General features: G+C 70.1%; 4 protein-coding genes. All 4 read left to right on the top strand.

The window, feature by feature from the left end; genetic code table 11:
- Nucleotides 1–956: 956 nt before the first annotated feature.
- The 4 genes from ACFYY8_RS17485 to ACFYY8_RS17470 all read left to right on the top strand — a co-directional run bounded on the left by ACFYY8_RS17485 (nt 957) and on the right by ACFYY8_RS17470 (nt 16,751).
- Nucleotides 957–3,164: a hypothetical protein gene (locus ACFYY8_RS17485; protein WP_390041850.1), complete on the top strand. Its 2,208-nt coding sequence runs from the start codon at nt 957–959 to the stop codon at nt 3,162–3,164.
- 236 nt (nt 3,165–3,400) lie between these two features.
- Nucleotides 3,401–13,186 (top strand): LamG-like jellyroll fold domain-containing protein, encoded by a 9,786-nt coding sequence (locus ACFYY8_RS17480; RefSeq protein ID WP_390041848.1) that lies wholly within the window; start codon nt 3,401–3,403, stop codon nt 13,184–13,186.
- Nucleotides 13,187–13,190: 4 nt separating this feature from the next.
- Entirely contained in the window at nt 13,191–13,592 is a 402-nt protein-coding gene (locus ACFYY8_RS17475) for a hypothetical protein (protein WP_390041845.1), read from the top strand.
- Nucleotides 13,593–14,168: 576 nt separating this feature from the next.
- Nucleotides 14,169–16,751, top strand: coding sequence for a hypothetical protein (locus ACFYY8_RS17470; RefSeq protein ID WP_390041841.1), 2,583 nt, complete (start codon nt 14,169–14,171; stop codon nt 16,749–16,751).
- The last annotated feature ends 371 nt before the right edge of the window (nt 16,752–17,122 follow it).

Here is a 17,122-nt window from a genome sequence, read left to right as displayed (position 1 = left end):
GGATTGCAGGGGCTGGGTCGGCGAGGCCGCCGAGGATCAGTGGCGACCGGGTCCCGGTGGTCGCGCCAGATGAAACCCGCCGCCTCGCTCCTGTGCCGCCGATACAGATGGATTCGGTGGACCAGCCGGGCCGGTAACAGGCCATGCCCGAGGTCCTGCCCTAACGGCGGCCCGGCACCCGCACCGCCGGCGACGAGCCACTCCTTGTGCATAGCGCACGACCTGGGCATACCGCAGTATTCCGCCACATTCACCTGACCATCGAACATCAAAAATAAAGATCAGCAATTCCGGTCCGATAATTCCAAAGCCCTATCCCGGATATACGGACGAGCTGTACGACTGTTTCCGGTAACGCCCTGTAGTCCGACCGAAACGCCAATCGTTCAGCGCCGGCGTCGGCGTGACGCAGCCTCACAGGTCAACGCCCACATTTTCCGATCAAGGTCTACGAGGCGCCTATGTGCATTTATGGAACTTGAGGTTGAGAAAGACCGAGAAGGGGCTTGATGTCCACCTTGACGGCAGTCAATATGAAGCAGCGAACGGGGTCGACATTCCGTCTGTCACAGAAGTATCGGATCTCTATTTGGATTGGTTCGGGACGTGGCCTGCACGTTCCGTGCGGTTTGCGCGTGACTTCACGACGCTCCGTGATGGGCGCGTGAGCGCTGATTTTTTCAGCCGGTCGGCGCGCGTCTTCAAGATGCCCGTGTCCGCAGAAGAAGCTACTAAAGGCCTCCTGGAGACGGTGGCGATTCAGAAGGTCGGAAATCTGATTTACAGAAGGGCCGTAGATGCGAGGTCATGTCTTAAAGCGCTTAACGGTGATGGCTGCGGCACTGGTGGTGTTTTCGGGGATCTCCGTGACGCTCCCGACGACCGCGAAGGCGCATCAGGCGGCCCAGGCATCCGCGTGGGTGCCTGCGTCTGCGGGGCAGTTCCACGGTGCCAGGGTGCGCGTGGCGCGAGCGCTGAGCATCGCGGGCAGCGCGACCGCCACCTTGAAGGTGACGGGGGTCGAGACCGTACCGGCGACGAACGTGGCGTCGGTCGCGCTGAATCTGTCCACGAAGGCGACCGCCGCCGGTCAGGGGGCGCTGATCGTGTACCCCTCTGATGGAGATCAGCCTGTCGGCATCACCGGTGCGCGCTACCGGGGAGACATCTGGAACAACGACCTCCTGATGGTGAAGGTCGGCGCGGACGGAAACGTGAAGATCAAGAACACCGGCGCGCTGACGGTGACGGTCCGCGCCGACGTGCACGGCTACACCCTCCTGCCGGAGGCCGTCACGCCGGCTTCGGCGGCGGGATCGCGCTTTGTGGGCCTGACTCCCGCCCGGATCCTCTCCGGGAAGGTCGTGCCCGGCGAAGGCGACTACACCTTCAGCCCGCTCGGCATGGGCGGCGTGCCCGCCTCGGGCGTGTCACATGTCGTCTTCACCCTGGTCGGCAGTGTCACCGCGGCGACGGCGCTCATCGTCCATCCCTTGGGAACGGTCAGGCCGACGGATGCGAACCTGCACGCCAGCCCTGACGGCTACAAGGACAACCTGGTGATCGCCGAGCTCGGCACGGACGGCAAGATCGTCATCAGCAACACCACGGCCACCCCGGCCACGATCTGGATCGACGTCTCCGGGTACTTCGCGACCCCCGAGGCCGCGGTCTCCGGCTCGACCCTTGTCCCGGTCCAGCCGACGAGACTCGTCAACAACGTCAACCTCGGAGGGTACGCCAACCACACCTTCTCCCCGCTGGGCAAGGGGGGAGTGCCCGCCTCCGGGGTCACCTCCGTCGGGATCAACCTGACCCTCCGCAGCTCCACCGACACCGGCTGGGCCCGGGTCTTCCCCACGGGTACGGCTATGCCGGACACCTGGACGGCCGGCTACCCGACGATGACCTACTACAACGCGGGCGCCATCGTCGCGAAGCTGGGCTCCGACGGGCAGATCACCGTCTACAACGGCGGCAACCATCCGGTGGAGTTGTCGGTGGACGTGTACGCCTACACGGTGCCCGCCTGCGCGCCTCCACCTGCTCCCGTCTCCCCCAACGTCGACATCGAGCAGTACTCCCCGACGACCGTTCTCCAGGCGAGCCCACTGCCCGGCGCGACCCTGGGCATGCTGGAGTACGCCTACAGCGACAACGTCGGCCATCTGGTGCACGGGCGCCAGCCGAGCATCGACGACTTCAGCACGATCCAGTGGCAGGTGATCTCCGATGTGGAGAGATCCGCGGTCAGCGGCCGCCCCGGGATGATCGAGCAGGCCGACGGCCGAATGAGAGTCATGGCACTGACCACCACGGGCAATGTCTGGTTGCGCCCGCAGGCCACCAAGGACCCGCCGGCCTGGTCCGGCTGGACCAACCTCGGCGGGCTGATGTCCTCGCCTCCGGTGGTCGCCAAGCGCTCCGACAACACGGTCGTCGCCTTCGCCGTCGATGCGGGCGGCACCCTGTGGGCGTCCCCGCAGGAGGGGCAGAACGGCGGGCAGGGGTGCTGGTCCCCGCTGGCCATGACCGGCCTGACCGGTGCCCCCGTCGTGGTCCGGGTGGCCACGGGCCTGCAGGTCTTCGCCCGGGACACCGCGGGAGCCGTCAAGTCGGGCCTGTACGCCGGCGGGTCCCTGTCCGGGGTGACGAGCCTCGGCGGATCCGGGCTGACCGGGGCTCCCGCCGTGGTGATCTATCCGGGCAGCAGGCTCCGCGTGTTCGCCCGCGCGGGCGACGGCTCGATCCTCACCCAGATACAGGACACGGCGGGCGACTTCCCCGGGACGTGGGAACAGGTCGGCTCGTTCGTCGCGGCCGGGTCTCCCTCGGCGTTGCTGAGCCCGGTCACCGGCAAGGTCGAGGTCGTGGCCAGGGACGCGAACGGGATAGTCCACAGTACGGGCGAGACGACGCAGGGCTCCGGCACGTGGCGTGCGTGGAAGAGAGTCGATACCGCGCCCCAGGACGTGGCCGCCACCGACCCGACCGTGTTCACCTACACCAGGATTTCTGGGCAGACGTGGGCGTTCGCCTTCCGCGACCCGGACAACCGGACGCGCGTTTACATCGTCCCGACGGACTCCGTGGCCGCCCGAGACGATGCCCAGGACGACGCGGTGACGTTCGTCCCCCACACGCTCCCGGAACCTCCCAAGTAGACAGCGCCGTACAAGGGGCGGGGGTTCGCCCGCCCCTTCCCCGAGCTTGGAGGGGGCATGGTCACCCCGCACCCCATAGCGCCCCGGCCGGCCGGTCACCACAGTCAGGTGGCTACTCCCGATCGCGTCGGCCGTACCGGACGGATGTCGCACCACACCGCATCGGCCCGGCCCGCCGGGATCGGCGTGCCGGCGCCCTCCGCGACCGGTGAGGCCGGGGCTCGCGCCCTCGCCCGATGGGCCGTCCTCACCGCGGCTTCCGGTGCGCGATGAGCCTCGCCATGCCGCTCCCGGCGGGCCGGATACGCCGGGGCACGTCGTCCCGATTACGACGTTGGGGATGGCCGGCCGTCTTCGTGGTGCTGGCGCTGGTGGCCACCTACCTGGAGGGCATGCCCGCCCTGCCCCTCCCGTACGGCGCCCGCGACCCGCTGCCCGCGCCCGAGCAGCGCTGGGGAGCGGCGACCGCCACGACCGAGGGCATTCCCGCGACGAGCCCGAACCACGCCGTCCCGGCGACGCTGCGCTCCCGATACCCCTTGTGGCGGCCTGCCGCCACGCCACCGCGCGGCCGTAACGAGGCCGCCGTCGCCGCCCCGCCGCCGGCCGAGGTCCGCGGGTTCGACGCCGGAACGAGCCGGGAGGTGCCCGCGCTGCGCGGCGCGTACGAGCGGGTGCACCGCAACGCCGACGGCAGTGAGACGACGGAGTTCTCCACCGTGGCGATCAACTACCGCCGCCCCGACGGGACGTGGGCGCCCATCGACTCCCGGCTGCGCCCGGTGGACGGCGGGACCGGCTGGCGGGCCGGTCCCGGGCCGGTGGGGACCGAGGTGGCCGGGCGGTCCGACGCCCCGGTCCTCACCCGGCTCGCCCTGGACGGCGGGCACGCGCTCGGCTTCGGGCTGTCCGGCGCGGCCGGATCTCCCGGCCGGGTCAAGGACGCGACGGTGACCTACCGCGATGTCCTGCCGCACGTGGACCTGCGGCTGTCCGCGCAGAGCGGCGGCGTCAAGGAGGTCCTGGTGCTGCGCTCGCCGAAGGCCGCGGCGAGCTTCCTGTTCCCGCTGACACTGACCGGCCTGACCGCCCGGGTGGAGGACGGGCGCGTGACGTTCCACGACGAGCATGGCGCGCGGCGTGCGGTCATCCCCGAGGGCTTCATGTGGGACGCGGCCCCGGGCGGTGGCGCGATGAGCCCCGGCGTCGCGTACCGGCTGGAGCCGGGAGGGCTGCGGGTGACGCTGGACCAGGCGTGGCTGCGCGATCCGGCGCGCCGTTACCCGATCACGGTGGACCCGTCGGTCGACACGGCCGCCGCGGACGCCGCACTGGTGGTGCACGGCGGTTCCTCCCGCTCAGGCAGCGGCGAGCTGCTGGTCGGCCGCAAGGACGGCAGCGCCTCGGCCTCCTACGTGAGGTTCGCGGGCCTGGTGGACCGGCTGCGCGGGCACACGATCTACGGCGTGCAGATGTCGGTGGTCAACTTCGACGCCCCCTCCTGCCGCCCGCGCCGGGTGAACGTGCACCCGGTCACCGAGTCGTGGTCGCCGGGCACGGACACGTCGTACCCGGGGCCGTCGGTGGGCGCGGCGCTGACCGGCTCGTCGTTCGCCTACGGCTACATCGCCCTTGGTCAGTCCAGGTCGGCCTGCCCGGTCAAGGCGACCCTGTTCAACCTGGGCGCGGGCGGGCGCAGGCTGGTGCAGGGCTGGGCGGACGGCCGCCCGGACAACGGACTGTCACTGCGCGCCTCGGCGTCGGACACGCTGGGCTGGAAGCGGCTGGCCGGTACCGGGACCCCGAACGCGCCCCGGCTGTACGTGACGCACAGCCCCTACAACGCCAAGTACGCGATCACCGACCCGGTGCCCGAGCCCCCGGTGCTCCAGAACCAGGCCGGCCGCGTCAAGGTCGCGGTCACCAACCTGAGCGCGGCGGCCTGGACCGCGGGCGGCTACTACCTGGCCTACCGCGCCTACAACGCCAGGACCGGCAAGGCCGTCACCCAGCAGCGCGCCGCCTCGCTGCCGGGCACGGTGGCCCGCGGCGCGCGGGTCACCCTGACCGCGACGATCCAGCCGCTGCCGCCCGGTGACTACTTCCTGGACTTCACCATGGTCAAGAGCGGCGGCCCGGTGTTCACCGACGAGCAGGTGCCGCCCGCCAGGATCGTGCTCAAGGTCATCGACATCCCGCCGGTGCTTCAGGAGTTGCACCCGCCCAACGGCTACCAGACACCCACCCTCCAGCCCCGGCTGTGGGCCCGCGCGCTGGACATCGACGCGCCCCCGAACAGCGCGCTGCGCTACAAGTTCGAGCTGTGCGAGCGCGACGCCGCAGGCAAGCCGGTGCGGTGCGAGGCGACGCCGTACCAGACCGGCCCGGCCTGGACACCGCCCGCAGGCAAGCTGGTGTGGAGCAAGGGCTACCTGTGGCGGGCGTTCGTCAAGGACGCGGGCAACGAGGTGGACTCCCCCTGGTCCGCCCTGCTCACCGAGGTGCCGCAGCCTGCGGTGACCTCGCGGATCGCGGGCGCGCCCTACGGGTCGCAGGGGCAGGAGTTCGACCCTCAGGTGGGCAACTACACCACCGCCGCGCTGGACGCGCCGGTCACCACGGTCGGGCCGGAGCTACGCCTGGTCCGGACCTACAACAGCCTGGACCCGCGCAGAGACTCGTCGTTCGGCACCGGCTGGAGCACCCGGTACGACATGCGGATCACCCCGGACGCCGACGGCTCCGGCAACGTGGTCGTCCGGTACCCGGACGGGCAGGAGGTCCGGTTCGGCAGGAACCCGGACGGGACCTTCGCCACGCCCTCCGGCCGGACCGCGGCGCTGACCCTGAACGGGTCGGCCTGGCAGCTCGCCGACAAATCAGGCACGGTCTACCACTTCTCCGGCACGGGCAGGCTCGCCAAGATCACTGACGTGGCGGGCCGGTCGGTCGTCCTGACCTACGACCCCATGAACGGCGTCCTGGCCAAGGCGAGCGTGTCCAACAGCCAGACGAACCGGAGCGGCAGGTCGCTGCGGTTCACCTGGACCGGCGGCCGGGTCACCGAGGTCAGCACCGACCAGGTCGGCGACGTGCCGCTGACCTGGACCTACACCTACACCGGCGACCAGCTCACCAAGGTGTGCGCGCCCGACGGCTCCTGCACGTCCTACACCTACGCCACCGGCTCGCACTACCGCGGCGCGGTGCTCGACGACGCCCCGGAGTCCTACTACCGGCTCGGCGAGGCCGACGGCGGCGACGCGGCCAGCGAGATCGCCGTCAACCTGGGCAAGGACCGCGCCCGCTACCAGCAGGTCACGCTCGGCGCGGCCGGCGGCGTCGGCGGCTCGCCGGACACCGCCGCGACCTTCAACGGCACCTCCTCCATCGTGGACCTGCCCAAGGGGCTGCTCAAGCGGAGCGGCGACCAGGCGGTGGAGCTGTGGTTCCGGGCGAACCCGACCGGCTCGGGCGGCCCGCTACTCGGATACCAGGACAAACCGCTCGGTCAGGCCGCGAACGGCGTGCCCCTGCTCTACCTCGGCACGGACGGCAGGCTGCACGGCCAGTTCCACACCGGTTCGATCAATCCGATCGCCTCGACCTCCACCGTCAACGACGGCAGGTGGCATCACGCGGTGCTGTCCTCGATGGCGGGCACGCAGACGCTCTACGTGGACGGCACGGCGGCGGGCAGCCGTACGTTCGCGAGCGTCACCGAGCCAGCCGAGCTGACCGTCAACCAGCTCGGCGCGGCCCACGCCGCCACGCCCGCCTCCTGGCCGGGCTGGGGTACCACGCCGGTGCGGTACTTCAACGGGACCATCGACGAGGTCGCGGTCTACTCCCACCCGCTCGGCCCGACGGCCGTCGCCGACCACCACCGCTACGGCACGGTCCCCGTCGGCCGCCTCACCTCGGTGACCCTGCCCAGCGGCAAAGTCGCGACCGAGGTGACCTACGACCCCGAGACCGGCAGGGTCGACGAGTACACCGACGGCAACGGCGGCACCTGGAAGCTGGGCGCGCCCACGGTCTACGGCGGGGACGCCGACCTGCGTCGCGGCGTCGACGTGCGTGACCCGGCGGGACGGCTGCACCTGTACGAGTACGACGCGATCGCCGGGCGGATGATCCGCTCGGGCGCTCCCTCCGGGCTCGGCCTGCGCGAGGAGGACCGGCCGGGCCTGCCCTCGCCCACGCCGACCCCCACCCCGACATACGTGTGCACCACTCCCGATCCCGGCGACCCGCAGTTCTGCACGACGATCCCGCCCAAGTCGGACGGCCCGGTCTTCGAGGGCCACTCGGCGGACGGCATCGCGATCCGCACCTACGGCTACGACGAGCGCGGCTTCCAGAACGAGGTGACCAACGAGAACGGCGACAGGGTCACCATGACCCACGACGACCGGGGGAACGTGATCTCCAAGCGGACCTGCCGCGTCGGCTCCGAGTGCCAGACCGAGTACTACACCTATCCCACCGCCCAGCTGAGCCCGTTCGATCCGCGTGCGGACCTGCCAAGTGAGTCGCGCGACGCCCGCTCCTCCGGCCCCACGGACAACCGGTACCGCACGACCTACACCTACACCTCGACCGGCGACCTCTCCGCCCAGACCAACCCGGACGGCAGCACCGTGCGCCACACCTACACCGTCGGCGCGGAGCCCGCCCAGGGCGGCGGCGCCACCCCGGCGGGGCTGCTGGCGAGCACCACCGACGCGCGCGGCGCGGTCACCCGTTACTCCTACTACCACAACGGCGACCTCGCCCAGATCACCGAGCCGTCCGGGCTGACCACGACCTACACCTACGACGCGCTGGGCCGCAAGGTCTCCGAGACCGAGAAGTCCGACGCCCACCCCGAGGGCGTGACCACCACGTACGCCTTCGACGCGCTGTCGCGCCCGACCGCGGTCACCGAACCGGCCACCGACGACGCCGTCACCGGCACCCGCCACCAGGGGCGGACCGTCAACGTCTACGACGTCGACGGCAACCTGGTCAGGGTCGAGGCGAGCGACGTACTCGGCGGCGGCGAACCGCGCGTGACGACCTACGAGTACGACGACCACAACCGGGTCGAACGGGTCACCGACGCCGAGGGCGGCGAGACCTCCTACACCCACGACGCGTTCGGCAACCGCATGTCGATGGTGGACGCCGGCGGCAACCAGTACGAGTACGGCTACACCGCGCGCAACATGATCGCCGAGGTGCGGCTGACCGACTGGGACGGCGACCCCGACGACGCCCCCGACACGGGCGGCGACCTGGTGCTCAGTTCCTACGCCTACGACCTGGCGGGCCGGATGGCTCGGCAGAACGACGCCATGGGCCGCCGGATGGAGTACGCCTACTACGGCGACGACCTGCTCAAGAGCGTGACCCTGAAGAACTTCCACGACCCGGACGGCACCACCCGCGACTTCGTGCTCCAGGCCAACACCTATGACGGGGCGGGCCATCTGACCCGCCAGGTCACCGAGAACGGCGCCACCGTCGTGGAGCACACCGTGGACGCCGCCGGGCAGGTCACCGCCACCGTGGAGGACCCGGGCGGCCTGGCCAGGCGCACGCAGTTCGTCTACGACGCGGCCGGCAACACCGTGCGGGTCACCACCTCCGGCTTCCCGTCGAACGTGCCCGGACCCGTCCCGGTCGTCTCCGAGGTCGTGGACTACGTCTACGACCAGGCCGGGAACATGGTCAGGGAGACCGCGGGAACCGGTACGACGCAGGCAGTCACCACCCACACCTACGACCAGCGCGGCCTGCCGACCTCGACGGTGGAGCCGCGCGGCAACGCCGACGGCGTGGACAAGACGGCCTACACCACCACCTACGAGTACGACGAGATGGGCCGCCAGGTCTCCGTGACCGGGCCGCCGGTGGCCGCCGAGAGCGGTGGCGGCGCCCCGGCCACCGTCCGGCCGAAGGCCGTGACCGGCTACAACGCCTTCGACGAACCGGTCGCCGCGAAGGACCCGCTGGGGCACGTGTACCAGGTCGCCTACGACCGGCTGGGGCGGCCCACGGTGAAGACCGGCCCCGCGTACACGCCGCCGGGCGGGGGGCCCGCGGTCACGCCGACCGAGCGCACGACGTACGACCCGATGAGCAACCCGACGCAGGTCATCGACCCCCGCGGCGGCGTGACCCGGTACACCTACGACCGGCTGGACCGGATGACCGTCCGCGACGAGCCGGCCACCGGGGAGGAGCGGGCGCTCTGGCGGTACGCCTACACGCGCACCGGCGAGCCCCTGTCGGTCATCGACCCGACGGGGGCCGAGGCCCGCTTCACCTACGACGACCTGGACCGGCGCATCACCATGACCCAGGTCGAACGCCGCCCCACGACCGACAACCTGACCACCCGGTACCGCTACAACGACGCGGGCGACCTCGTCTCGGTCACCTCGCCGGGCGGCGACGTCACGGTCAGCACCTACGACGCGGCCGGGCGCCTCATCAAGACGAAGGACCCGGCCGGGGTCCAGGAGAGCTTCGGCTACGACGCCGAGGGCAGGCCGCTGCGCTCCACCGACGGCCTGGGCCGTACCAAGACCGTCTCCTACGACGCGCTGGGCCGCATGACCGCCGAGTCCGACCTCAAGCCGGACGGCGCGACGCTGCGTACCCAGACCTACGCCTACGACCTGGGCGGCAACCTCACCGCCGCCACCGACCCCTACGGGCGCAGGACCACCTACACCTACGACGCGGCCGACCGGCTGGTCGAGCAGGTCGAGCCGGTCAGCCCGACGGAGAGCATCACCACGAGCTTCGGGTACGACGCGGCGGGCAACCGCACCCGCTACACCGACGGGCGGGGCAACCGCACGATCCACACGTTCAACAGCCTGAGCCTGCCGGAGTCGGTCATCGAACCGGCGACGCCCGCCCACCCGGACCCCGCCAACCGCACCTGGACGGCGGCCTACGACGCCGACGCCAACCCGGTACGGCTGGCCGCCCCCGGCGGGATCATGCGACAGCGGACCTACGACGCGGCCGGGCGGCTCACCGCCGAGACCGGCGGCGGCGCCGAGGCCGCGACCACACAGCGCGACCTGCGCTACGACGTCCGCGGCGACCTGGTGGGCATCGGTACCCCGCTGGGCGCGCACGCCTACACCTACGACGACCGGGGCAACCTGCTGACCTCGGACGGGCCCGCGGGCCAGGCGGAGTTCGCCTACGACGCCGACGGACAGCTGGTCTCCCGCACCGACGCCGCAGGAACCTCACGCTTCACCTACACGCAGGGACGGCTGGCCACCCAGACCGACGGGGCGACCCGGACGTCGCAGCGGCTCGGGTACGACGCGGCGGGCGTGGTGAACCGGGTGGACTACGGCGGCGGGCGGGTCCTCGCGTTCGGCTACGACGACCTCGGCCGTCCCACGTCCGACACCCTGACCAACGCCGGTGGCGCGACCGTGGCCGCGATGACGTACGGCTACGACCTCAACGACCACGTGACCGGCAAGAAGACCACGGGCCTCGGCGGAGCGCAGGACAACACCTACGCCTACGACCACGCCGGGCGGCTGACCTCCTGGACCCACGACGGCGCCACCGTCGAATACGGCTGGGACGCCTCCGGCAACCGGGTCCGCGCCGGAAACAAGACGGCCACCTACGACGCCCGCAACCGGCTGCTGTCCGACGACGACTACACCTACTCCTACAGCGCCCGCGGCACCCTGGCGGGCCGGACCAGCTCCGGCCTGACCGAACGGTTCACCTTCGACGCGTTCGACCGGCTGATCTCCGCGGGCTCGGCCGGATACGCCTACGACTCGCTGGACCGGGTCACCTCCCGCGGCTCGCGGACCTTCACCTACGCCGGTCTGGACGACGACGTGACCTCCGACGGCGAGACCCGCTACGCCCGCGACGCCGGCGGCGACGTCCTGGGCGTCGCCCGGGGCGACAGCAGCCGGCTGCTGCTGCCCGACGAGCACGGCGACATCGTCGGCGGCTTCGACCCGGCCGACACCGAACTGGCCAAACTGCCGGAGACCGCCGCCTACTCGCCCTTCGGCGAGGTCACCGCCACCAGCGGCGACCGGTCGGGCCTCGGCGCGGTGGGCTTCCAGGGCGACTGGACCGACCCGGACACCGGCCAGGTGGACATGGGCGCCCGCTGGTACCAGCCGGGCACCGGCGGCTTCGTCTCCCGGGACACGGTGAACTACACCGTCGGCGACTCCATCCTCGCCAACCGCTACACCTACGGCGCGGGCGCCCCCCTCGACAACGTGGACCCCGACGGGCACTGGCCGTGTGGCGGTTGCTGGAAGAAGGTCAAGAACGCAGTCAGCAGCGGCGCGAAGTGGGGCTGGAACAATGTGGTGAAGCCAGTGGCCAACTGGGGCTACAACCACCTGGTCAAGCCAGTGTGGAGCGGGATCAAGAAGCTCTACCACAACGTCGTCAAGCCCATCTGGAACGGCGTGCGCAAGGTCGCGGGCTGGGTGAACCGGAACGTTGTCCAGCCCACGGTCAACTGGGCCAAACAGCGTGCCGCGCAGGCCAGACAGGCGGCGATCGCGGCCAGGAAGGCGATCACCAGTAGGGCCAGGGCGGCGACGGAGTGGGCGGCCAAGCACAATCCCATCCCGGCCATCAAGGCGGCGGTCAAACCCCTCTACTCAGGCCTGAAGACGGTGATCTCGGCCGCGGCCAAACTGCCCGCCCAAGTGGTCTCCACGGTCCGCGACGTGGTCAAGGACGTCGGCAAGGGCGTCCAGGCGATCTACAACAAGGCCGTCGAGGTGGCCGGGTCCGTCGTGGAGAACGTCTCGACGGCCGTCCAGGCGGTCTCGGAGTTCGCCCAGACCCACGCGGCCACCATCGCCGGCATCGCCACGGGCATCGTGGTGGGCGCGGGCTGCGGCGCCCTGATCGGCTGGACCGGCGTCGGCGCGGTCGCCTGCGGCGCCCTGGCAGGAGCGGCCGGCTCGCTCGTCCACGACCTGGTCGAGGGCGGCCACAGCTGGAAGGAGATGCTCGGCAACGCCCTGATCGACGGTGCGATCGGCGGAATCACCGGCGGCCTCGGCTCCATCGGCGGCCAGGCGCTCAAGATCGGTTTCCGTACGGCCCTCAGCGGCGGCCTGCGAAGCGGCGGCCGAGCCACTCTCAGCGCCGCCCGGACCGAGGCCCGTGCCATCGCCAGTGGGCGGCCCACCGGCGGCCTCCTCGGCCGGGGCTGCGGCAGCAACAGTTTCACCGTTGGTACGGGCGTCCTCATGGCTGACGGCACCCGCAAATCCATCGAACAGGTCAAGGTCGGCGAACTCGTCGTGGCCACCGACCCCACCACCGGCCGCACCGAGAACCGCCCCGTCACCGACGTCATCACCGGCGAGGGCGACAAGAAACTCGTCGAGATCACCGTCGACGTGGACGGCCCCACCGGCGACCGCACCGGCAAGATCACCGCAACCGCCGGCCACCCATTCTGGATCGGCGACCACTGGACGGACGCCAAGGACCTGCGTCCCGGTCACCTCCTGAAGACCTCCGCCGGCACCTACGTCCAGGTCACCAAACTCCGCCGCTGGACCGCCCACGCCAAGGTCCACAACCTCACCGTAGACAACATCCACACGTACTATGCGCTAGCCGGTAACGCCCCGGTTCTTGTTCACAACTGCGGACCTGGCGGAAGTGCCGAGGATCTCGCCGCGAAGATCAGCGACAAAACGCATTTCCACTACACGAACGAGGAAGGTCTCAAGCGGATTCTCGAAGCCGGAAAGATTCGGGCAAACTCTGCCGGCAAGGTGTTCGTGACCCAGGAAATGTACTCGCCTGAGGAAGCATTCACGCACGTCTTCGCCGGGTCGACAACCCACGCGGGTCGAGGCAGTCACGTCGTCGCCTTCGATATGCTGGAGGGAGCCGCCTTGCGAGTTGGCGAGCAGCCAAACGAGCTGATCCATCAGGGTACGCTTCGTCTGGGCGAGATTCTGTACGCTGGCCTCAACCCGTTCGGGTAGTGAGATGGTAGAGCTAAAAGACATCGCTGAGCTGGAGGTCCTTCACAAGGCCCTCATGTCGGCACGCTTCGCGGACGCACCCTCGGATCCGGTCCTCCTGGGCAGCCCCTACCTGGCTCTCATCCACAGTTCGATTCTGGACGAGATCGTGGACCACTACCGCCGCAACAGTCAGATGGGCATCGCCGCACGCTGGGATAAATGGCGGGAGCTTTCGGTTGACCGCAGGGAATGGGAGGTAGTCCGTCGATGCCTAAGCCAGCCAGACTCGGGCTGGGCGAGGCTGCCCAGTGACGAGCTTAAGCGCGACCTGATCCGCACCTGCTTCGAGCCATTTAGGGCGAGCTCGGCTCTCGTCGATCGAATGGTCGAAGAGATCGATCATGAAACGAGTAACGACGGGTAAGCAGGGCTGCGCAGGCGCGGGTAAAAGCGGCTTCCCCTGGAGCGGCAGGAGCTGAGGTCTGCGATGTGGAATGGAGCAGCCATTCGGCATTGGGCGACCTGGAAGGACGTGATCATTCGGACTTCACCTGGAAGGGCCATAGAGCTCGTGGCTGACTTTGTTGTCTGGTATCAGGGGCCGATGTAGCCCGAGGAACAAGTCATCTTCCATGACGACTCGTGCAGCTTCGATGGCGTGGTCCCGACGAACGCAACAGGAGACGGCATCCGCGCCACCGCGGAGTGAGCGACTCCGTTAGCAGGTCGCCATACAAAGAAAGGAAGGTCTTGCCAGGATTCCGGCAGGACCTTTCTGGCTTTCTTGGCCGAATTCACCGACGATGGGAAGCGCCAGGACTTCCAGTTGACCGGCCACCGGCCATTGGCGCACATGCATGGCCGGCGCGTTGGGTGGAGCGAGCGGTAATTGGGGGTTGAAGGCCCAAGGTTTCAGTCTTCTTAATATGTCGGTTTTATGTGATCCAGGATGGTATCCATGGGAATTTATCAACCTGTTCGGCGATTATTGTCGCCCTTTATGGCATTGACGGTAACGGCGGGAGTGATGGTCGGTGTGACGCCTGCCCCCGCGTGGGCGGCGACGCCCTGTGCTGTCGCCGACCTGTACTCCCACCGCGCAGTGACGCCCGCCGACGTGGGCGGTGGCGCCGCGGCGGCCGGGGCTCGGTTCGGCAGTGTGGTGGTGAGCGGTGACTTCGACAAGGACGGGTTCGCGGACGTGGCGGTGGGGGCGCCGAACGACTCGGTGGGCGGCGCCGCGGCCGGAAGCGTGTCGGTGTTCAAGGGATCGGCGGCGGGGCTCGTCACTCCGGGGACCCGGCTGACCCAGGCCAGCATCGGGGCGGGCACGGAGGCGGGCGACCGCTTCGGCGCCACGCTCGCGGCGGGTGACTTCAACAAGGACGGGTACGCCGACCTCGCCGTCGGCTCGCCGGGCGAGGCCGTGGGCTCGGCGGCCAAGTCGGGGGCCATCGTGGTCTTCTCCGGCGGGGCGTCGGGGCTGGGGAACGGCAAGTTCTTCTCCCAGACCTACGGCGGCGGAGGCGACGAGGCGAACGACGCCTTCGGAGCCGCTCTGGCCGCCGGTGACCTGAACGGCGACGGTTACGCCGACCTGGCGATCGGCACCCCCGGGGAGGTGCCCGGCGGGGAGACGACCCACGGCGGCACCGTCTACGTCTACAAGGGATCCTCCAGCGGGATCGTCAAGGGGTGGGCGGCGGTTCAGGAGGACGCGGGCGGCTACACGGAGGAGGGCGACCAGTTCGGCGCCGCCCTGGCCGTCGGGAACGTCACCGGCAGTTCGCACGCCGACCTGGTGGTCGGCGCCCCCGGCGAGGCACCCGGCCCGGGGCCCGCGGGCAGCGGGGAGATGTACGTGATTCCCGGTGCGGCCGCGGGCAAGAGCGCGGGCTTTGCCCGTACCCAGGAAGGCGGCACCAACGAGGCGGGAGACAACCTCGCCGCCGCCCTGGCGATCGCGAACTTCGACAAGGACGGCTACGCCGACATCGCGGTGGGCGTCCCGGGAGAGGCGCCGGGCACCGACCCGAAGAGCGGCTCCATCGTCGTCTACCCCGGCGCGGCGACCCAACTCGGCGCGGCGTACTGGATCCAAGAGAACGCGAGCGGCGAGTCCCCCGGGACCGGCGACAGGTTCGGGGCCACGCTGTCGACCGGCGACGCCGACCATGACGGGTACGCCGACCTGCTGGCCGGCGCGCCCGGCAAGCCGTACGGCGTGGCCGGGTCGGGCGCGGCGTTCCTGTTCCGCGGCCGCCCGCGTGTCATCGGCTCCACCGCCGGTCTGACCGTCGGGCGCCGCATCACCCAGATCGACGCCGGTGACGTCAACGAGGCGAACGACGCCTTCGGCACCGGCGCGGCACTCGGCGACGTCAACGGCGACGGCAAGGCCGAGGCGGTCGTCGGCGCGGCCGGCGAGGCCGCCGACGGCATGCCCGCGTCCGGCACCGCCGTCGCACTGTCCGACCTCGTTCCTCCGGCGACCGCTCCCCTGCCGGTCGAGGCGTTCTCGCCGGCGAACGCCCTGCAGGCATCCCCGCTTCCGGGGGCGGCGACGGCGACGATCGAATACGCCTACTCCGACAACATCGGCAGACTGCTACACGGCCACCAGCCCAACCCCGACGCGTTCGACACGGTGCAGTGGACGGTCGTCTCCGGCACGGAGGCCTTCACCGGGACGCCGTCCCTGAGCGAGCAGGCCGACGGACGGCTCCAGGTGACCGCGCACAACGCGAACGGTCCCGTCTGGGCGAACACGCAGGCCACCAAGAGCCCACCCGCCTGGAGCACCTGGCAGCCACTGGAGACGCCGATGGCCTTCCACCCGGTGACCGGACGGCTTGGAGACGGCAGGCTCGTCGCGTTCGCCGTCGGCCCCGGCGGGGTCCTGTGGGCGTTACCGCAGGTCACCGCCAATGGACCGTACACCTCGTGGATCAGCCTCGGCGTCGCCGGACTGGCCGGCACCCCGGCCGTGGCCACGGTCGGCAGCGGAATCAGGATCTTCGTCAGAGATGCCTCCGGGGTGTTTCGCACCATGACGTACTCCGACGGCGCGGTGACCGGCTGCGCCGGGGTGAGCGAGGCCGGATTCGCCGGAACCCCCGCGGTCGTCGTGTACCCGGGAGGCAGGCTCCGGCTGTTCGCGCGGAGCTCGGACGGCACGATCCTGACCAAGAAACAGGACGAGACGGGTACCTTCCCCGACGCGTGGGACCAGGTGAGCGGCTTCGTCGCGGCGGGCGCCCCCTCCGCCCTGATCAGTCCGGCGAGTGGAAGGACCGAGATCGTCGCGCGCGGCGCGGATGGGGTGATCTACAACACCGGGGAGACCACACAGGGCTCGGGTGTGTGGCGTCCCTGGACCAGGGCGACCTACGAGACGGACCCGAGCGCCACCGATCCGACCGTGTTCACCTACACCAACTCGAACGGTCCCGGCTGGGCGTTCGCGTTCCGCAACTCCGACAACCAGGTCCGCGTCTACGTTCTGGGAACGACCTCCCCACTGGCCGCAGCCGGGAAGGCGGAGAAGTTCACCCGCCACGTCCTGCCCGAACCTCCCCGGTGACGGTCACCGAACCTGTGGGCGGCCAGTGCTCTCCACGTCACTGCCGCGGTGATTCTCGCGGCAGTGCGGCGCCCCTCGTTTCTTGACGGCTGATTGGAGGTCCAGGAGATCGCTGATGAATGCGCGTCGGAAGCCGTACGGGGCCACAGGGACGCTCTGGCTGCGCGAGTCGCTTGATGCCGAGGGCGAGCCCATAGCCCGATCTTCCGACCTGCGGATTCTCACTCCGCTTGGCGGATCCGACGACAGCCCACCGAGACCAGAGAGAATCTGCCACAGAAACTGAGACCCCACAGCTGGGCTACAGCCCGGCTTTGGTCATGGGGTTGTCCTTCCAGCGCTCGACGGCGCGCACATAGCCGTGCACGGTG

It is taken from the genome of Streptosporangium sp. NPDC001559 (genome assembly GCF_042893955.1).
In the GTDB taxonomy this organism is placed as follows: Bacteria; Actinomycetota; Actinomycetes; order Streptosporangiales; family Streptosporangiaceae; genus Streptosporangium.
The sequence above is the reverse complement of the archived record's forward strand: the minus strand, read 5'-3'. Positions and strand labels throughout refer to the sequence as shown.